The sequence below is a fragment of the Nostoc sp. CALU 546 genome (genome assembly GCF_048836525.1).
On the sequence record NZ_JAWJTF010000096.1, the window covers coordinates 18,019 to 36,743 of the forward strand.

At 40.4% G+C, this 18,725-nt stretch carries 21 protein-coding genes and 2 pseudogenes; 11 read left to right on the plus strand and 12 right to left on the minus strand.

Annotated elements, in window-relative coordinates:
- Positions 1-367: 367 nt before the first annotated feature.
- Complete coding sequence (locus tag RRG12_RS32795) at positions 368-1,033, minus strand: class I SAM-dependent methyltransferase (protein WP_420762081.1); 666 nt, start codon at positions 1,031-1,033, stop codon at positions 368-370.
- Positions 1,034-1,145: 112 nt separating this feature from the next.
- Between RRG12_RS32795 and RRG12_RS32800 the strand changes: the two genes are divergently transcribed.
- The 3 genes from RRG12_RS32800 to RRG12_RS32810 all read left to right on the plus strand — a co-directional run bounded on the left by RRG12_RS32800 (position 1,146) and on the right by RRG12_RS32810 (position 3,141).
- On the plus strand, positions 1,146-1,361 hold the full coding sequence (locus tag RRG12_RS32800; protein ID WP_420762082.1) for a hypothetical protein: 216 nt from the start codon (positions 1,146-1,148) through the stop codon (positions 1,359-1,361).
- A gap of 213 nt (positions 1,362-1,574) precedes the next feature.
- Positions 1,575-2,036 carry a rhodanese-like domain-containing protein gene (locus RRG12_RS32805; protein ID WP_420762083.1) on the plus strand — a complete coding sequence of 154 codons (462 nt, stop codon included), beginning with the start codon at positions 1,575-1,577 and terminating at the stop codon, positions 2,034-2,036.
- A 349-nt stretch (positions 2,037-2,385) separates the two neighbouring features.
- Positions 2,386-3,141 carry a TIGR04283 family arsenosugar biosynthesis glycosyltransferase gene (locus RRG12_RS32810; protein ID WP_420762084.1) on the plus strand — a complete coding sequence of 252 codons (756 nt, stop codon included), beginning with the start codon at positions 2,386-2,388 and terminating at the stop codon, positions 3,139-3,141.
- On the opposite strand, the gene RRG12_RS32815 is transcribed toward RRG12_RS32810, so the two are convergent.
- On the minus strand, positions 3,126-3,827 hold the full coding sequence (locus RRG12_RS32815; protein ID WP_420762085.1) for a DUF547 domain-containing protein: 702 nt from the start codon (positions 3,825-3,827) through the stop codon (positions 3,126-3,128). The genes RRG12_RS32810 and RRG12_RS32815 overlap by 16 nt on opposite strands.
- A gap of 19 nt (positions 3,828-3,846) precedes the next feature.
- Positions 3,847-4,302, minus strand: coding sequence for a hypothetical protein (locus RRG12_RS32820; protein WP_420762086.1), 456 nt, complete (start codon positions 4,300-4,302; stop codon positions 3,847-3,849).
- A 278-nt stretch (positions 4,303-4,580) separates the two neighbouring features.
- On the opposite strand from RRG12_RS32820, the gene RRG12_RS32825 reads away from it, so the two are divergent.
- Positions 4,581-5,357, plus strand: coding sequence for a cupin domain-containing protein (locus RRG12_RS32825; protein ID WP_420762087.1), 777 nt, complete (start codon positions 4,581-4,583; stop codon positions 5,355-5,357).
- Between the two features lie 410 nt (positions 5,358-5,767).
- On the opposite strand, the gene RRG12_RS32830 is transcribed toward RRG12_RS32825, so the two are convergent.
- From RRG12_RS32830 to RRG12_RS32840, 3 genes are all read right to left on the minus strand, one after another.
- Positions 5,768-7,681, minus strand: a complete 1,914-nt coding sequence (locus RRG12_RS32830) for a DUF3370 family protein (protein ID WP_420762088.1) — start codon at positions 7,679-7,681, stop codon at positions 5,768-5,770.
- 25 nt (positions 7,682-7,706) lie between these two features.
- A complete protein-coding gene (locus tag RRG12_RS32835) occupies positions 7,707-7,952 on the minus strand; it encodes a hypothetical protein (protein ID WP_420762089.1) in 246 nt (81 codons plus the stop codon).
- A 356-nt stretch (positions 7,953-8,308) separates the two neighbouring features.
- Positions 8,309-8,455: a hypothetical protein gene (locus RRG12_RS32840; protein WP_420762090.1), complete on the minus strand. Its 147-nt coding sequence runs from the start codon at positions 8,453-8,455 to the stop codon at positions 8,309-8,311.
- 93 nt (positions 8,456-8,548) lie between these two features.
- On the opposite strand from RRG12_RS32840, the gene RRG12_RS32845 reads away from it, so the two are divergent.
- Together RRG12_RS32845 and RRG12_RS32850 are read left to right on the plus strand one after the other, a co-directional pair.
- A complete protein-coding gene (locus RRG12_RS32845) occupies positions 8,549-9,241 on the plus strand; it encodes a class I SAM-dependent methyltransferase (RefSeq protein ID WP_420762091.1) in 693 nt (230 codons plus the stop codon).
- An 85-nt stretch (positions 9,242-9,326) separates the two neighbouring features.
- The gene (locus tag RRG12_RS32850) at positions 9,327-9,893 is read left to right on the plus strand and encodes a hypothetical protein (RefSeq protein WP_420762092.1); all 567 of its coding nucleotides are present in this window, start codon (positions 9,327-9,329) and stop codon (positions 9,891-9,893) included.
- Between the two features lie 59 nt (positions 9,894-9,952).
- Here RRG12_RS32850 and RRG12_RS32855 read toward each other — a convergent pair.
- A pseudogene (locus tag RRG12_RS32855) lies at positions 9,953-10,162 on the minus strand (HU family DNA-binding protein); the annotation flags it as partial.
- A gap of 290 nt (positions 10,163-10,452) precedes the next feature.
- Between RRG12_RS32855 and RRG12_RS32860 the strand changes: the two are divergent.
- A complete protein-coding gene (locus tag RRG12_RS32860) occupies positions 10,453-10,977 on the plus strand; it encodes an isochorismatase family cysteine hydrolase (RefSeq protein ID WP_420762093.1) in 525 nt (174 codons plus the stop codon).
- 107 nt (positions 10,978-11,084) lie between these two features.
- Positions 11,085-11,352: pseudogene (locus RRG12_RS32865) on the plus strand (ISKra4 family transposase); the annotation flags it as partial.
- 197 nt (positions 11,353-11,549) lie between these two features.
- On the opposite strand, the gene RRG12_RS32870 reads toward RRG12_RS32865, so the two are convergent.
- Together RRG12_RS32870 and RRG12_RS32875 are read right to left on the minus strand one after the other, a co-directional pair.
- Complete coding sequence (locus RRG12_RS32870) at positions 11,550-12,110, minus strand: HdeD family acid-resistance protein (protein ID WP_420762094.1); 561 nt, start codon at positions 12,108-12,110, stop codon at positions 11,550-11,552.
- A 627-nt stretch (positions 12,111-12,737) separates the two neighbouring features.
- Positions 12,738-13,109 carry a hypothetical protein gene (locus tag RRG12_RS32875; RefSeq protein ID WP_420762095.1) on the minus strand — a complete coding sequence of 124 codons (372 nt, stop codon included), beginning with the start codon at positions 13,107-13,109 and terminating at the stop codon, positions 12,738-12,740.
- Between the two features lie 687 nt (positions 13,110-13,796).
- On the opposite strand from RRG12_RS32875, the gene RRG12_RS32880 reads away from it, so the two are divergent.
- Both RRG12_RS32880 and RRG12_RS32885 read left to right on the plus strand, forming a co-directional pair.
- Positions 13,797-14,402: a YdcF family protein gene (locus tag RRG12_RS32880; protein ID WP_420762096.1), complete on the plus strand. Its 606-nt coding sequence runs from the start codon at positions 13,797-13,799 to the stop codon at positions 14,400-14,402.
- A gap of 184 nt (positions 14,403-14,586) precedes the next feature.
- Positions 14,587-14,757 carry a hypothetical protein gene (locus RRG12_RS32885; RefSeq protein ID WP_420762097.1) on the plus strand — a complete coding sequence of 57 codons (171 nt, stop codon included), beginning with the start codon at positions 14,587-14,589 and terminating at the stop codon, positions 14,755-14,757.
- A 367-nt stretch (positions 14,758-15,124) separates the two neighbouring features.
- Here the strand turns inward: RRG12_RS32885 and RRG12_RS32890 are convergent, their stop codons facing one another.
- Positions 15,125-15,826, minus strand: a complete 702-nt coding sequence (locus RRG12_RS32890) for a serine/threonine protein kinase (RefSeq protein WP_420762098.1) — start codon at positions 15,824-15,826, stop codon at positions 15,125-15,127.
- Between the two features lie 210 nt (positions 15,827-16,036).
- The gene (locus RRG12_RS32895; RefSeq protein WP_420762099.1) at positions 16,037-17,284 is read right to left on the minus strand and encodes an alpha-L-fucosidase; all 1,248 of its coding nucleotides are present in this window, start codon (positions 17,282-17,284) and stop codon (positions 16,037-16,039) included.
- 528 nt (positions 17,285-17,812) lie between these two features.
- Between RRG12_RS32895 and RRG12_RS32900 the strand changes: the two genes are divergently transcribed.
- Positions 17,813-18,025 carry a hypothetical protein gene (locus RRG12_RS32900; RefSeq protein ID WP_420762100.1) on the plus strand — a complete coding sequence of 71 codons (213 nt, stop codon included), beginning with the start codon at positions 17,813-17,815 and terminating at the stop codon, positions 18,023-18,025.
- Between the two features lie 252 nt (positions 18,026-18,277).
- On the opposite strand, the gene RRG12_RS32905 is transcribed toward RRG12_RS32900, so the two are convergent.
- Complete coding sequence (locus RRG12_RS32905) at positions 18,278-18,640, minus strand: hypothetical protein (RefSeq protein WP_420762101.1); 363 nt, start codon at positions 18,638-18,640, stop codon at positions 18,278-18,280.
- Positions 18,641-18,725 lie beyond the last annotated feature (85 nt).

Genomic DNA, 18,725 nt, shown 5'->3' on the forward strand with positions numbered 1-18,725 from the left:
CAGCAAATTGAATCAAGCTAGTATTCTCCTCAAGAATATTTATTTCATCTTGAGATAATATTTTAGGTTGCATTTGTTGCAGGTCACGCAGCACGATTTTGACATACTGAGTATTAAACTTATAATACTCAGTTAAACTTCCAATGGGATAATTTAAGCCCTGATAGCGGTGTTTGAAATATAATTCAACATGACCTCAAATTGTAAAATCGCTACAGTAAATGCAATAAATATTTTAAGTAATCGCACAGAATTATTTACACATGAGTTTCTAGTCTGAATAAGGGTTTCATACCTTAATTTTGTGTAATTAATTTTGTTTAACTACTTAAGTGATGTCTACGACGGGCTATCCGGTGTCACTTGATTAAACGCTTTTGCGGAACATGATAGCCATCCCACAATGAAGACTTAGCCAATAGCCGAAAATAGCGTAATAAAGAAATTTATAAGAGGTCAATGCTTTCGCTATTTGGAGCGGCTCAAGAAGAACGTCCAATGAGCCATCAAAGAGACTTACGTAAGCGTTCCAAGCTCGAACATTAAAGCCGAACCTGCGTGTATCGCCATATCTGCGATTATAGAAATCTACAAGCTCCCATCCATGACTAGTGCCTAAAAATTCGAGGATTTCATGCGTATATATATGAAGGTGGTACGGGACATGCACAGGGTTATAATGATCGGGTAAGTCGGGTCGGTTTAGGTCGATATTAGCGGCGTTAGGTGTAGTAATTAGAATATAACCCTTAGAAGACAGCAAGCTGTTTAACTGGCTTAATAATGCATTAGGGTCTTCAACGTGTTCGATGACCTCATGAAGCAAAATGTAATCAAATTGCCCATACCCAAGAACTACCGGATTGCCGAAGCTATCCTTTGATGCATAAGGATCATAACCGTAAGAGTTGGTAAAGCCGCGTTCCCGAAAATATTGTACAAACAGACCGTTGCCACCACAGCCATAATCGAGCAAAGAGTGAGTTTTAGAAAACCCATGTTTGGTCAACTGACGATATACATTGCTACACAAAGATCGATATCCCTGTGTTAATTTAGCTTGAGCAAGAGGGTATTTTGCATAGTAATGGTCTTTGGCCCAATAGCTGCTGAAGATTGCACTCAGAATTCATCGGGGGAAGCTCATGAACAACCAACCGAATCACAAAAACCTTAGTCTACAAGAAACGCCATGTCCTATTTGCGGCTCACAAAATTTTGTTTGGGGTCGTACCGTTGGAGAATCAGTAAGCCAGTGGGTGTATTTCCGTGCGGATGAGGCTGGATGGGGAGGAGGCGAAAAACTGCGGGCGCGTAAGTGTAGAGATTGTAACAATGTTCAACTGTTTTCGTATGAGTAACTACCAGTGAGTAAATTGTGGGCTTCTACGTCCGTCATGAGAACCTAGAAGTGATAAAACTGTGTAAAACAGAGATAGAGAATTGGTTAAGTGACATCGGGTTGGAACTAAAACTGAGTAAAACAAGATTAGCTCATACCCTGAACATACTTGTACTCAGAAAGCCTAGATACGTCACAACTATCAATGAAAAACGAAAGCATACTTTTACAAATGCAATCACTTACGTTTAAGTTTCTTAAACTTCTGATTAGATTGAGGTTTCCTAATGTTGAGGAAATTACAAGCAAGGAATTCGCTCAATTGCTATTAGGTTCTGGAAAGCCATGGCCATTAGTGCTAGATGCACGAAGTCAGACAGAATATGCGGTGAGCCATATCGAAACAGCAACACAGATAGATCCTCTTATACCTGACTTAGCAGTACTTTCTACAGTGCCAAAAAACAACCCAATTGTCGTGTACTGTTCCGTTGGCTACCGTAGCGCCAAATTAGCCCAGCAGCTTAATGAAACTGGGATGAAGTGCATTTATAACTTGAGCGGTGGGATTTTTCAGTGGGCAAATGAAGGAAGGCTCATTTTTAGACACAATCAACCTACACAGTTTGTACATCCTTACAATGCAATCTGGGGAAAACTGCTGAAAGCTCGTTACCATGCTTTGGAGCATTAAACTCAAGTCGCAAGCTTCAATTCTTGGTGTTGGGTAACTGCCATACTTGGGCTAAGTCAACAATATCTATCATTTGCTAATAGTATCCTGTAATATACAACCCTTGTCGCTTATTCAGTTTTTTTTTGCCGCATCAAACAGTTTTGGTGGCGATATCTTTTTATGTAGTGCAATGGGATTTTGGGATAACCGCAAAATTTTTAATTATTAGTACAGCAACCGTTATGGTGACAAATGCTTTGTATGAAATGTTTATAAAAAGTCTCAACATTGTCCGATTTCTCTTTGGGCTAAAGCCGAACGACATCAACAAGTAAAATAGAGATAACAATAAAGCCATTAAATCGATATGTCTCAAGTTTCTATTATCATTCCTACTTTAAATGAAGCAACTAACTTAGGGCGGACATTGCGCCAACTGACTTTACTTAATCCTCCTCCTGACGAAGTGATAGTGGTAGATGGTGGCAGCCAAGATCAGACGGTGACAGTTGCAAAGCGAATTTTTGAGTCATTTAATCAAACTTTGAATGTACAATTCCTTTTATCTCAACAACCAGGGCGTTCTCTTCAAATGAATTATGGAGCATCAGCAGCAACTGGAGATATTATTTGCTTTCTTCATGCAGATACGTGGGTTCCAGATGATCTAATTACCGTCATCAACAAGACTCTGGCAGAACCTACCGTTGCCTGTGGCGGGTTCATTTCTCTGATGTCAGGTTCTCAAACAACTCGTTGGGGTATCTCTCTACATAATTATTTAAAAACCTATTATGCACCACTGTTATTTAAGCCTCACCTATTTTTCCGAGGATTGCGTTTGTTGTTTGGAGATCAAGTAATGTTCTGTCGTCGGATTGATTTTTGGGATTGTGGCGGATTTGATGAGGCATTGCCAATTATGGAGGATGGAGATTTATGTCTAAAATTAGTTAAAAAAGGACGTATTTATCTGGTAAATCGGATTGTTCATTCCTCAGATCGTCGTGTAGCCAAATGGGGTAGCTTCAAAGCAACTGCAATTTACCTTTATATTGGCTTTTTGTGGGGGATTGGCGTTAATGCAAATTATCTTAAACAGTTTTATCAAGATATTCGCTGATTTAAGCTCCAGTCATAGTGAAGATAGGATATCCGCGTTGAGGCATTAAGGGGATAGTCTGTTTTCAAATAGGAGCGAATGTATTCGGGAACGGAGGGTGCAACTTTTAAAAAATCCTGACGATACCACTTTAATATTTTATTACAGTAAAGTGTTTTGCTCTCAATATCATAACGGACTTTTTCAGGGTTATTTATGAAACGAAGTGCATCTTCATCTAATTGCTGACTGACTTGCGACCCAAAGTAGGCTCCCGAACGTAGTAAAGGACAACCAACCGAAGCACAGACTATCGCAAAATGAATTCGTGGCTCCTGCAATTTTTCCCGTAGAATAGAGTTCTCAATTTTAGCTAAACTATAACTTTCCCCAAACATATAATAAGCGCGACGTTGGAAGAACCAAAAAAAAGCTAGCCAGTTGGGAATTCCTAAAATTCGCGGACGAATCGATTCTATTGGGTATCTCTCCAAAATTGTCGAAATGGTGAACGCATTGTAAAGGTTGATCCACAATGCCAATTGTTCGAGATTATTGCTATTAGATTTCAAAGCCAGATTTTTTTGGCTGGCTAACCAATCTGCAATTGCTTGGGGTTGCTCTTTTTTCCAAGCTACATAGTCTACACGACCTTGCTGATCAACATACTTACGCAACAATCTGTCCCAAGGTTCAAAATCAATCATTATCGCCCTAGTTGATGTTTTAGCTGTTATTTGAACCTATTGGGCGACTACCGTCTATCTCTAGAGTATCTGAAGATAGAAAATTACTTTTAGTGATCGGACGTTGACCGTCTATGTCAATAACAGCTTCAACCTCTAAATCGCTAGGGTCAATTGGACGCTTACCGTCTATATTTAGCATCTCATGTTCTTGAAAAGCGCTCTTCTCGATCGGGCGTTGACCATCTATATTAATTGTTTTCTCATAATCGGTTTCATTTTTCCCAATTGGTCGCTCACCATCTATATTAATTATTTCTTTAATTTCAATATTACTTGGATCGACTGGACGCTGACCATCTATATTAATAATTGTTTTATTTGTCTGTATCAGTTCCTTAGATGATGAATCTATATCAGTTTCATCCCCTATTTCCTGCTGACCCAATTTATTTTTAGTACTATCAACTTCCTTTGTGTTATCCATATTTGCCATCGTGATTCTAAGATTATTTATTTACTACCAATATGACCTTAAGAGTTGTATCTTTTGACACAAAATACACTGAAAATTATCTAGAAAGCAGAAAAATTATGATTTCTTTTGCAATTCTTTTGTCTACTCTAAATAGAGTACTCATGTAGGAGTAAAAAATCCTCTATCACAGCACATAATGCATCTATGACTTAAGAGGGATTTGTCGTCTCTCAAGAAACATACAGCAGGAGAGAAATGGGGTTTTCTTACAGAGGCTACGCTTTGCTTTAAGAGCGATGTCTACGACGGGCTGCACCTACGCTACTTCCTACATCCCCAGATTTCCTTACTCAGCACCCCATCACCAGCAGTTAGGGTTCCCACCTAACTGCACAAATATAGAGAAGTTTTGCTTCGATTCGTACCCTAGTAGTTCGCTTTCCCCAAAATTGCGCTTGTGGAGGTCGGCAGAGGAGAGATTTGTACAAGTTCTTTCCCCCCTGCCCGAATGGCACCTCTGCCCAAGAGCTTGCCATCACGCAAAATTCCCTTGGCAGACTACTAGACATAATGGAATAGATATATGCCCCAGAATTCCTAGAGGTGTCAGTATGACTGTTATCACTCCTGATCATTTCGTCGAAGAGGAAAGCCCTTCTCACGCCGCGCACGAACCAAATCGTACCCTCTGGATCAGCGAAGCAGGAGGGCTTACCCAGTTTGGCGCGTTCATCCAAGTTCTGCAACCTGGCTCTCGTTCATCGATCAAGCATTGGCATAGTGCTGAGGATGAAATGGTCTATGTCCTTGAAGGCGAGATCACGCTCATTGAAGGAGATACAAAGACTGTATTACGTCCTGGCGACGCTGCAACTTTTCAAGCAGGAGTGGCGGTAGGTCATTTTCTTGAGAATCGCAGCGCCAAGGCAACGCGATGCCTAGTAGTCGGCAACCGAGCGGCAGTAGACACAATCACGTATCCTGACCTTGACCGGGTATGTCACCGCGATCGATCGCTGCCAGACGACATCTGGACTAACAGTGTGGGAGAACCTGCTCCGAGTCCCTACTAGCAATAATTGCAGAATGCTTTTTGTACTATTTTTGTGGGTTTACCTTGACCAAATCCTTTGCCAGACATGGTAGTTGGTATATTTGATACAGGGATTTTAGCAGGGTTTGAGGGTTGTGAGGGGGAGCGATCGCCAAGCATCCTCTAAGAACGGCGCACTTCAACAGTTATTTCCGTGATCAGGCGATCGCCTGATGATGCCAGAGGTGATTGCTATAGAATTTACTTCTATCAAAAACTGCTCTGGGTTTTGTCCAGGGCAGTTTTATATTGCAGGGTAGAAGCCAGATTCACAACTACACCCAATGGTGAATCGTCTACCTGTTCTCAGCAATCGAAAAAGCTTTTGCCCTACGTCAGTTGCGACAACGCTCTTAAACCCGCACAACGCACAATGCACTAGCTTTTAAATCACTTCTGCGTTCTCACCGTCAAAACCTGTGGTGGCGTAGAATCTGGAGGATACAAAAAGTCTATCTGTACTTGTCGCTTTCCACTCGCCAACATCTTCAGTGTCACCAATGGTTCGCCCCTTTGTCCCCGACGCTGTACCAAATGCACATAGCGCGTCTTTTCTAAGCCATTATCATCTATGTAACGCACCCGCACCGTTCCCCGAAAGAATATTTGTTCTACACCTGGCTTTAAAAACAGTAGTCTATCTGTTCCCCCTTCATCCTTCACAGGAGTCTGTATTGACACAGTTATAGTTTGGGTTTCATTCGTAATATTTCTTAGAGGTAAAGTTAGATTGTACTCAACACCATAGTTACTGTGAGCAAAGTAAGCAGTATCAGGATAACGTTTTAACATCGCTGCACTTTGAATTTGTCCAGTGCTAAGAGTAATTAAATGTACAGTTCCCAAAGGATAAGAAAACGCCTTTCCTGGTGAGGGTATTGTTAACTCGGAAACATTGGAATTGTCCGTAATTTGTGTTTTCCATTGCGTTCCTTGGGATACACCAGCGACGCGACTAAATACCGTTGGTTCTCTGGGAGGGTCAAGAGGTGTTGGAATGGGGTCACGCTTTCCGGCTAAATTACCTGTATCCAGAAGCTCTTGCCACTCGCCTAAAGTCGGTGAAATATTACTATTTTTGGCTAAATTTGCGATATAAACTGGACTACTACTTACCAAGCGCATCATTGTAGTGCGACCGTTAGAAGAAGGAGCCTGTACCGGAATTGGTAAATTTCCTAGTATTTTAGTTTCTTTTGGTTCTATCACCAGCTTTTGGGGAAAAATCTCTTGCCGAACTCCCCGCAGTACATCATTCATTGTGCGATCGCCTGGGCCAGAGTAAACTGTACCTTGGGGGTTTTCAACCATATCAGGTAAAGCAATAAACTGTGCTTCTTTGGTAAGGTAACTAGCTGCTTGTAATACTTGCACTGTCACAGGTTCATTTCCTGGATTATGTACAATTATCCCTTGGTATACAGTGCGGCTTTGGGCTGGTGTTTCTGCCCTGACGATATGATGAGCAAATATGTCAAATCTGCCTTCAAAGGGATAATTTAAATGTGCTTCATGTACTTGTTTCCCATCTGGGGGAAAAGTTGATAGTAAAATTCCTTCAGTTGTCACCAGTTCAGGACTATTACTGTTGAAGGTGGGAATAATATCAAGTTTTCCTGGTAAAGGACGTATTTCTTGGCTGTCTACTTCGACTCCAGCAATATATTGTGGGGGAACCGTGTAAATATTTAGCGCCCGACACATTAAAGCCGCAACTTCCCCTCTAGTCGCGCTTTGTAGTGGTTTTAGCTGTTTGACATTGGGATAATTGACAACAATACTATTAATCGTGGCAGATGCAAGCGCATTTTGGGCATAGTTAGGTATTTGCCCCGCATCGTTAAAATATTCTTGTAATGTCTGCATTGGGCTAGGTAAAGGGCTGTAATTTTTCCCCCCAGCTACAACACCAATGATTTGGGCACGAGGAATTGGTTGGTTTGGCTGGAAAATACCACCAGGATAACCAGAAAAAAGTCCTTTTTGGTAAGCGGTAGAAATTGCTTTATTTGCCCAATAATCAGCAGGTACATCTTTAAAAGACGTAGCAGTGCGTTTCACTGGTGAATCAGGAAAAGCATTTAGCATTAACACTGCTGCTTGAGCGCGTGTCACTGTTGTTTCTGGGCGAAAACTACCATCAGGGTAGCCTGTAATCAGTTTACGCTCTTTTAGTTGCTGAATACAATGTTTTGCCCAATAGCTTTGAGTGTCAGAAAAGGCTAGGGCGTTGGGGGTTGATAGAGTTAAGACAAAAGCAGCTACTGAAGTTTTTTTCAGGAGCTTTAATAAACTGATTATCATGAACAAAAGCCAGAAAGCTAATACATCATCTCGTAAGAATTATATATTTATATATACGTTGCCACTTTTGTTGTGTAATTTTGTAATTTGTAGTATCGGGCTGACGAATTACGGCCACTACCTCCAACACAGGATCTTGTTTTAAGTTTTCCCTCAGCAGTAGCTTTTCTAACACAAAAGCTCCTAAACCAAATCTTCGCACCAGATTTCCAACCAACACCCCACCCACTCCAATAGCCACAACATCAGTAGGCTTTCGGCAATCACTCATGAGAATTGATTGCTCTTAGGCGATGGACTAACCTCCATAAGAGCGATGTCTACGACGAGCTGTCCGGTGTCGCTACTTCCTCCATCACCAGATTTGCCTTTTCAGCACCCCATCACCAGGAAGCATGTTCTGTGTGCCACCAAGGAAAAAGCTCAAAGTCCCAGATGCCGTTTGTGATGCGCTGGCTTGTGCTGACTTCTAAATTTTGTAATGCCAACTTCAAGATTATTCCTTTTTTGCGTAAAGTACGAAAATTGAGGTGAATAGTATTATATAACGGTATCTACTATGGATAAACTGGGGACAACATTAATTGCCACCCATATAATTTACTTCTATCAAAAACTGCTCTAGCTTCAGTCTAGGGCAGTTTTATATTGCATGGTAGAAGCCAAATTCACAAATGCATCTAATGGTGGATGGTAATTGGTATTTGGTTCATCTTGGCTAGGACTGTAAACCGATGCTTGCTTTGAGCAGGCACAATCAAAAAGATCATTCACAACTTTTAGTTCGCGTAGGTTAGCCTGCAATTATGATTTTCAGTTCAACTGGTATAGACTGCCATAATTGACAATGGAGTGGTGTCGATTTTTATGTTGGAGCAACAACCGGAAAATTTACAGTTTTATATTAAAAAGTTAGCCACAGAAGCGTTACAAAAATCAGATCCCTCAGCATGGTTTGAAGTTTTATATTCCAAAGCTAAAGGAGACACAGCACAAATTCCTTGGGCTAAGTTAGCTCCTCATCCTTATCTGCAAGATTGGTTCACAAGCCATGAACCGTTCGCTTCTGGGCAAAAAGCGTTAGTCATTGGTTGTGGCTTGGGAGATGATGCACAAGCTTTAGCTAGTCTGGGGTTTGAAGTAACCGCTTTTGATATTTCACCTACAGCAATCGCTTGGTGCCAAAAGCGATTTCCTAATTCAACTGTCAACTATATAGTTGCAGATTTATTAGCAATTCCCTCACAATGGCATCAAGCTTTTAACTTTGTTTTTGAATGTCGTAATATTCAAGCTTTGCCGTTGAATGTGCGTTATGAGGTTATTTCTTCAGTTGCCTCGCTTGTTGCTCCTAGTGACACACTTTTGCTGATTACTCGTGTTCGAGACACAGAAGCTGAACCGGATGGCCCACCTTGGGCATTATCAAACTCGGAATTAGCACAGTTTGAAAATTTAGGGTTATGCCAAGTAGAACAACTGATGTTTTTAGAGTCTGGGCAAATTGACGTTAAACAAGTTCGGATTGAATATAGAAGACCTAATTCTCTAAGCAAATAGTAATTAATGCTCGACTTCTGCTGCTGTTATTCAGAGATCAAGCAATTTGCAACTTCTTTTTGAACCTAAGTCATATATATCAACTATGAAATTATTCAAATACCCAATTAAGCTTGCTTCCTCTTGCTTTGCCATCTGTGTTATCGCTTCTACGGCTGCGGTAATTGCTCAACCCAAACCTCCACAAACCAATTCGGTAATAAAATTAACACCGATTCAATTAAAAGTTTTACGTTCACTAGGCTTAAAAATAGCATTACCAAGTTACGTACCTACAAATTTTCATGCTGACAAGGTAATAGTCTCGGCTGGGCGCGAAAATGTTGATAGTTTGCGTTACTTAATTGTTTACCAAAATTTAAGTGCAGATAAATGCTTTGCGATTGAGTCAGTATCTGGGGGTATTGGAGACTTACCTGCTGGGTCGCGCAGTTACCCGATAAATTCTCCGATATTTGGAAAAAGCACTTTGGAGCAAGGATTATACGGTAATGCCAAACAACCAACATTGCTATCGCAGTGGTGGGGAGAGCAAAATGGCCCCTTTTACAGATTTGTTGGTACGGGAGTAATGCCAGAATTGTCTAATTGCAATAACGTTACTCCTCAAGAAGCAGTCAAAGTTTCACAGTCGATTCAATACTTGAATTAATCGATTATGGCTTTGCAGTGATTAGATTGACAGTAGTAAAGTAAATACATTTGTATTGATTAGGGTGCTACTTTTTCTTTAAACTGTTTCCCAGCAGAAAACGCAGGCACTTTGGTCGCTGGGATAGTCATTGGCTCATTGGTTTTGGGATTACGCCCCTCGCGTTCTGAGCGATCGCGTCGCTCGAATGACCCAAACCCAATCAGCGTTACCTTCTCTCCATCAGCTACAGCCTCAGTAACGACTGACAAAAAAGCACTGATGATTTCATCGGTTTGCTGTAAACGGTTGAACCTGCCTTAAACCGCAGCATGATTTAACTGGGTAGCTAATTGGGAACTCCAGTTGTTCTCCGCATTGGCAGGTGTACTGGAACTCAGGCTAGTATCAAGCCGTTAATCCTGCTGGGCAGAAGCCTGACTTTTCCTGTTGTTTTTTTGGGGCGTTGCATAGAGGTAGGATAAATTAGCGGTTGAAACCATTGAAAATTCGTGACAAATAGAGCAAAATCATCCCATGATTCAGCAACGCCCTTTTATCTAAATAAATTCTGGCACAGATGAGTGAAATCCTTCTTGTAGTAGATATGCAAAACGGGTTTATGTCGGAGAAATGCAGGCATATTATTCCTACTGTTATTAAACTGATTGAGCATTTTTTAGCGGCTGGTAAACTCATTGTATTTACAAGATTTATTAATACTACTGACAGTAATTATGTCAAACTAATTCATTGGTCAAGCTTGATACATGAACCAGAAACTAGCATTATTGATGAACTTCAGTTATATATAGATAATATTTTTGATAAACCTTATTACTCTGCATTTACGGAAAAGTTTTCGAGTTTTATTTTCCTGAATCAAATCAGCAAAATATATCTTTGCGGAGTTGAAACTGATAGCTGTATTTTAAAGACAGCAATTGACTCTTTTGAGCGCGGTATTGAACCAGTCATTATCGAGGATGCTTGCTTTAGTGATGGTGGTCAGCAAGCACATGATGCAGGTATTTTTTTGCTGAAACGTAATATAGGAAAAAGCCAAATTCAGATGACTGATGAGGTTCTTGAGAAGATGTCATAAGCTGTTCCACAGAAACTATCCATTGTGAGAAAATGTTCACTTGATCTTCAAATAAGCACGGCTTCAAGGAGTAACAGCGATGGAAACGCGATTTTTAGGAAAGTCCGGTCTATGACCAACCACTGGCTAGCACGGTCACTTGTATTGGTGATGGACATGATGGTATTTGGAACATCATTGACCAACTCGCTCCTGATGTTCAACGGCGAGATGTACAAGATTTGTTCCATTTGATAGAAAACTTTCACAAAGTCGGGGGTTCCCTAAAACGCTTGAAACTCTTCCCAGAATCTATTATGGAAAGGTCAAGTTGAGGCAACTATTGACCTATTTACTGATTGTAAAGGTAAACAAGCACAAAACTTTTGTCATTATCAAGGTCGCGCGAGCCGTATGGGATAAATGGAGTAAATAAACACTAAGTATTGAGTTGGCAAATTACGTGAAAATACAGGTTATTTATTTTTCTGAGATCGTTAGCCATTTTTGGGTATATGGAAGCAAATGAAGACAAAAGCCTCATTTTCGATCCAATTGCATTCTCTTTGCTAAATTTAGAACAATATTTGGTTTCAAGTTACTGCCTTACGGGTGGCAGTGGCAATCGAGAGCAAAGATACACCACTAAAGATAAAACTAATACCAACATACAATCCAATTAACCAAAACGAGTTATTGGGCCAACTAGACCAAATAAAAATTCCTAGAATCAGGGTAATCATGCCATCCATTAATACCAGCCAGGACAAATTCCCCCCAGTACGTGCTTTGAAGCAAGCAATAATTTCAAAAATGCCCTCTACGATAAAAATAGTTGCTAAAACTAGTGTCAAGGTGAGTGCACCTGCTAAAAGATTGCCCAACAGAATTACACCTGCAATTATATAGAGAATCCCCACCAAGAGACTGAGCCAGAATCCACGAATCGGTTTAGATTGAAACGATTTCATGATCCGGACAATACCCGCAATCACAAAGATCCAACCGAAGACAGAAACCGAGACAATTGTTGCCACAACGGGCATCAGCATAGCAATGATTCCCAGAATAATCAGTATAATGCTGAGAACAATGATCCAGCCCGTGCTTTTGCGAATCGTTGCCTGAGTTTCAGGCGGGATATCGACCATCATAAGCTTTCTTCCTTAAGGTTTAGCTGCGGCTATAACTTATGATGTTTGCAATACCTTTCATCAAAAACCTGTACCCTAAGAAAGAACAAGTAGAAGCTCTCAAACGACTTGACGCTTGCGAGCGTCCTAGTTCCAAATATCAAGCGTGGTAGTACGCTTGGGGATAATCCTTACCTCAAACTATTTATTAACTAAATCCTCATTTCTTGTAGCCTACTGATGCGTAGGCGTAGCCAGCCGCAGGCATCGCAGACCTCCTGCATCCGTTCACATTCCTAGGGCAAGTATTTGTAAGACTTCAGATAATGCGTATTCCATTTGGTTCAAGGGTGCTATCAGCTGCACATCTGATGTAGCTCGGAAGTTCGCTGCTGAGGAAGAATCTCCTGTGTGGAACACAGTGGGAGAAAGTCAAACGAATCAGTAAATCTAAAGCACTTAATCCTCTTGTGTCAAACTAGGAGAACCCTATCGCTCTCAAACTTTTGAGAGCTTTATTTTCCAGTTTTTTGCGGAAAATTTTAGTTTCTAGAAGAAAGCTTTAAACCTTGACTAATTCAAAGTTTCAGAATCAGGCTTTGATAATTGTTTTCCAAAAGTGACACAAGAGGTTAAGTACCAACATTCTTAGTTGAGTCTACAGCTTGCAGTAAGTTCTACATTCAAGAAAGTTCCTGAGCGGGGTGTAATTAAACGCAACTGCTGGATAAAAGCATTAAATCTGGCATCAGTTATCCCGAAGCCAGCTTCCGCACAAGCAGATAAACCCCCTTCAATGGGAATAGGAGCGCCTTCTCTTGGGCTATATACAATAAATTTATCAACAGTACCAGTACCAACCGCAAACCCGATAACTTGGCGAACTGTTCGCAAAGCAGCATTATCTAGAGGGCCACCTATACTGCCAACACTGATATTAACAGCACGACTTTGGGCCAATGCTGGCGCACTGATCGACAATACTGCCCCGACAATCATTAAACAGGTGAACTTATTCATTTTCTTTCTTCACTCGACTTAAACTTGTGTATTTACAAAAACATCAACTCACTAACTAATATACGGACATTATCTGAAGATAATCATTTATTAAAACAGAGTTTAAGAAGCAGCTTTTTGAAAGGTTTTATGCGTGGAACACATCGGGTAGCAAGGCTAGAGCTTGCCGAATAGCTTCACGCCCTTAGCGATGAAAGTTCCCCAATCTGCCCCTGTTCAAAATCCACACAAATCCGTACACGGCGAGCGCCCAAAACAGCCCCATATTAAGGAGTTCTCTTAGTAGCTACCGTGTGCTTTGGTTATGTCACAAATATTTGACCCCAAAATATCGCGAGTTTATCGAGCAGACTCAGCGGATGCCGTCTGTGATACGCTGGCTTGTGCTGACTTCTAACCTTTGTAATGCCAACTTCAAGATTATTCGTTTTTTGCGTAAAACACGAAACTTGAGGTGAATAGCATTATATAACGGTATTTATTATGGATAAACTGGGGACAACACTAAAAGTCCCCTATACAATTTACTTCTATCAAAAACTGTTCTGGCTTGGGTCTAGAGCAGTTTTTGATTGCACGGTAGAAGCCAGATTCACAACTGCATCTAATGGTGAAGCATATAACAGTATAGAACTTACGCACTTAACTTGATATTGAAACTAAGAATGAAAAATAAGACAACGCCCTATGCTCAATTACAAAATTTCCAAAAAATGGTTAATTTTGATAACAGTAACTTTGATATCTGCCTTGTTGCTGGCGATCGCTTCTTCTGCCTCAAGTATTTATTTATATGGCAGCAGTACTAATAATATCAAAGCAGATGCAGCAATTGTTTTAGGAGCGGCAGTTTGGGGAGAAGAACCATCTCCTGTTTTCAGAGAGCGAATTAACCACGCCATCAACTTATATAAAAATGGATCTGTTAAAACAATCATTTTTACTGGCGGAGTTGGCGAGAGTAATGAACCACCTGAAGCTATAGTTGGAAAAAATTATGCACTCGCGCAACAGGTAAAAGCTGCTGATATTCTCACTGAAACTCAATCTCGTACAACTCACCAGAACCTCACAAATGCTTTGGAAGTAGCGAATGCTCACCAATTAAACAAGTTTCTTATTGTTAGCGATCCATTGCACATGAAACGAGCAGTATTGATGGCACGAGGCTTAGGAATGAATGCACATTCGTCTCCCACACCGACTACCCGCTATCGCAGTTTTTACAGTCAGATAGAGTTTTTGAGCAGAGAAACTTATTTTTACTTTGTCTATTTGGTGTTTAAAATCTAGCTGGAGTCACTTACTTCGTTGCCTTCAAGTAAGAACTTGTATAAATAGGTTTGAAACCTTTTAGAATTAGATCCGGCCTGAAGAAATTAAATGAACCAAACAATTAATAAATATATTATAGCTTTTGGTAGCAGCTTTGGTTGCATTCATCAGGCGAACGCTAGCTGAGATTTCAGGAGATTGTATGACAAGTTTTCAACGGATTCGGCACTTTTCTATTTTCAGTTTAATATTTTTGCTGTTTTTAACAATAGCTACTAGTCTTTTTGCTTATCAAGTTTCACCGTTAAGAGATCCGACTTTTCGCCCTGATAGCGCAAATGGAGGTTCATTAATACCTTGGATGCAGGCGTAACTGAAGACCATTGGTTATTGCTAGCTAATATAATCGCATTTTCTATTTCTACAAATCTTATACTTATTATTTGGCATACGCGACTATTCTATTATTAGAATAAGTGGATAAGTTTCATAACTATGACAGTAACATGGACAATGTTATTTGGTAGTTTTATGTTCAACTCAATCACTTACTTATTAATGCAGTGGCTAATTGATTAATGCAAGAACCGTAGGAGTTACAGAAATTATTAAGAAAATTTAGCTATTGCAAAAGGTATATTATTTATCTGCTGAAAATTAAAGCAATAGCAAGGGGTGCAATACAATTTCCTTTTCACTTTTGGGCACAGAAATACTTAATGTTACAAGAATAAATTAGCCTAAAGTTTTAAATATTTAAAACGAGTTAATCTTAGGACTAGTTGACAACAGGAAATTTTGAAAGAAGTTGCCAGACGGTAACTTTTGCGGAGCATATTTAAGGCCGAGTATGGCACACGTAATCGAAGTGGGCGCAACACAGGACGATATAACCAATAATAAGCTTTTTTTAAGTGATTCCATTTTGAACAGGCTTCTGGATGCAGAAAATCTGAAATGTCTACAACTAACCCTCTACCCTGATGCATCATCACATTACGACCGTGGACATCATGAGGGTGGAGTCCGCGACTTCTAGCATAGTCCAAAGCTTTATCGATATCCCGTATTACCTGCTGAGGAATTGGTAAACCTAAGTGCATACAATCGTACAAAGTTGTTCCATAAAGCCGTTTCAAAATTAGAAAGTTATCTTTGGCGTACAAACACTCAGAAAATGCCGGATGAGAACCTAGACGACGGTAGACTTCTACTTCCTCTTCAAAGCCTGCTCGTCCTGGGGCATAAATTTTAACTACACACTCAGGGTAATCGGGGTGAAAAACTACTGCGGCGTAATTTCCTTTGCCAAGCAACTGCCAAGGTTGTGGAAGATAGCTGACCTGAATGGGATTACGGGGATTAACACTTTCAATTTGTAATCTAGGCAGTAGTTCCTGATAAATGCTTTTGACCAGCTGTTCTGGAAGCAATTTGTCCATACCGGATAAGTTTCTGACACCAAATGACAAGATAAACTACTCAATTTATCTCAACTATTACAGCAACAGTTGGAATTGAGCTTAATTTTGAAATGGCGCAGTCCATTTAATAAGGAGAACTGGGAGCGCTATATACGCCCGTTTGGGTAGGGCTGCATGATCAGAGATGAGCTATACCCCCGCTCAAGAAGCTAAATTTACATTAATTAATCAAGAATCAATCTCAATACAAATCACTGTAACGTATGGATTAATTACTGATTCTGGTACATCAATTGTTAATTCTCCTAACGGATTAGAATTGAGGATAGAATCCATAATTGCACAGCGACTTGTGTAAGTTAGTTCTGTACCGTCAGCAAGAAGAAACACCGATTTTACTCGTTTGATTGGTATACCCCTAACTGATATTGTTTCGTAAGGTTTCATTAATAGGTGTAGATAAATGCGATCGCCCTTACGAGTTGAGGGGCCATAAAATTGCCACGGTTCTAATCCTGGAGTTGTATCCAGTATACTTTCACAGTGACTCTCCATCCAATCTGCTATATCTTTGAGACGCTCTAACTGCTCAGGAGGGATTTGTCCATTACCCATTGGACTAACATTAAGCAAGAGGTTGCCTCCAATGCCTGCTATTTCGCACATTGTATGGATCAATTGACGAGACGATTTGAAGTTGCAATCATCTGAATTGTATCCCCAACTCTCGTTAATAGTCAGACAGGTTTCCCAAGGATGAGCAGGTGGGTGAGGAGGAATAAACTGCTCAGGAGTTTCAAAGTCTCCACAATTGGGTAGGCGATCGTTAATGAGAATATTAGGTTGTAAATCACGAATCATTTTTGCTAATTTTTGAGCCTGCCATTGCTCTGGAGTGCGTTCCCAACTTCCATCAAACCAAATGATGTCAATTTGACCATAGTTGGTCAATAATTCTCGTATCTGATTGAACATAAATTGGATATATCGCTCCCACTGTTGCGCTGTCGGTTGAGGGAGTTGGTCAAAGCGATAAGGTTTATCTGCCTCTCTCCAAGCCGGATAGTCAGGATGATGCCAGTCACTAAGCGAAAAATAAAGACCAATACGCAATCCTACAGAGCGCATCGCTTCGACATATTCACGTACAATATCTTTTTTGTAAGGTGCAGATGCAATTGAAAAGTCTGATTCTTTGGTATGGAATAGGGCAAAACCATTATGATGCTTGGCTGTTAATATGGCATATTTCATTCCTAGACTTTTTGCTAAATCTGCCCATTCTTGAGGATTGTACTGCTGTGGATTGAAAGTATTAGCTGTGTAGTGATATTTATCAACTGGAATATCTTTGCAAAAAGGTAGGCTGAATACACCCCCAACTAACGGCCAAGATAACTCACATCCCATTTGAGAACTATGTCCCCAATGAATAAACATCCCCAATCGAGCTGTGTCAAACCAGTTATTCATCATGGTGAAATTTGGCAATAATTCTGCAAAAGAGAAGGAGAAATAGCTCCCAAGAGCATCTTAGTACATATACAGGTTTTGGTTGTTATTATTTGTTGGCGGAGGTGAAAATGCGACACCGCATAGCTCTAAAATACTATATTGACTAATCACGCCTTTGAGAGCAATCGCTCCAATTATAGAGACATTTTTACAGCGTTTTTGAGGTCGTGAGCCATCTTAGTGCGATCGCTCCCTATCTGTAAGTCCTAGCTCAATCGAGGAAAATCAGAGGCAGACAGTAGAGAAGCGGATGCCGTCTGCAATACGCTGGCTTGTGCTGACTTCTAACCTTTGTAATGCCAACTTCAAGATTATTCGTTTTTTGCGTAAAGTACTAAATATGAGGCAATACCTTCGCCAAAAGAAATTATGATGAGATAGGAGTAATTAACGCCGATGCTTCACAAGGCGTTCCAAAGCCAAAAAATTCCGTAAAAACTTGTATTCCAAAACATTTTCACAGTTTTACCCCAGCTTTCGGTGCAGTAGTTGTCATGCTTGCTGGAATTGCTGTTGACAGATGGCGTGTTAGAAACGGATGGTGTGCGAGATTTTTACCCAACGGACAACAGAAAGTCTTTTACAGTGATGATTGCTGGAAATAGAATTATCACTCAGTTGGAAAAATCGGTAATTCAATCTCAAGCGATCGCGATGCCTACGGCGAGCTACGCCTACGCACTCTGGCGCAATGCCTCCTGAAGATTGCACTCAGAATTTATCGGGGGAAGCTCATGAACAACCAACTGAATCACGAAAACCTTAGCCCACAAGAAACGCCATGTCCGATCTGCGGCTCACAAAATTTTGTTTGGGGTCGTACCGTTGGAGAATCAGTAAGTCAGTGGGTGTATTTCCGTGCTGATGGGGCTGGATGGGGAGAAGGTGAAAAGCTACGGGCACGCAAGTGTCTTGATTGTAACAATGTTCAGTTATTTACGTATGATTAATTGATTAGTAAGAGTAAGGTTCTAAAAGTATTTTACTGCGTCCATAATCTATTGTAGTGCGAAAGTTTTTCAGAAAAGGCTCACCTATCAACGCATCTACATCTGAATCAAGTGGTACTATTGCTAATCTACCAGTATCAAAATTGAAGCCGTTTATATTGCCATTAATACTTGGCATATTTTCATTAAAGATTGTTCCAGATGCTAATTCAGTTTTTGATTGAGTACGTGGATAATTTGCAAAATATTTTTGTGCGAATTTAATATTGACTGCTAACCTCATAGTATTACCAGTATCGAATTGAAAACGAACTGGATGGTTTGCTAATTGACCTATTACTATCAAATCCCCGTCATTCCAAACCATATCAACTAAATAACCTTTAACACTTGGGTTTTTGGTTATATCATAGTCTTTCTCTCGTAACCCACATTCCGCAGGTTAGTTAGCA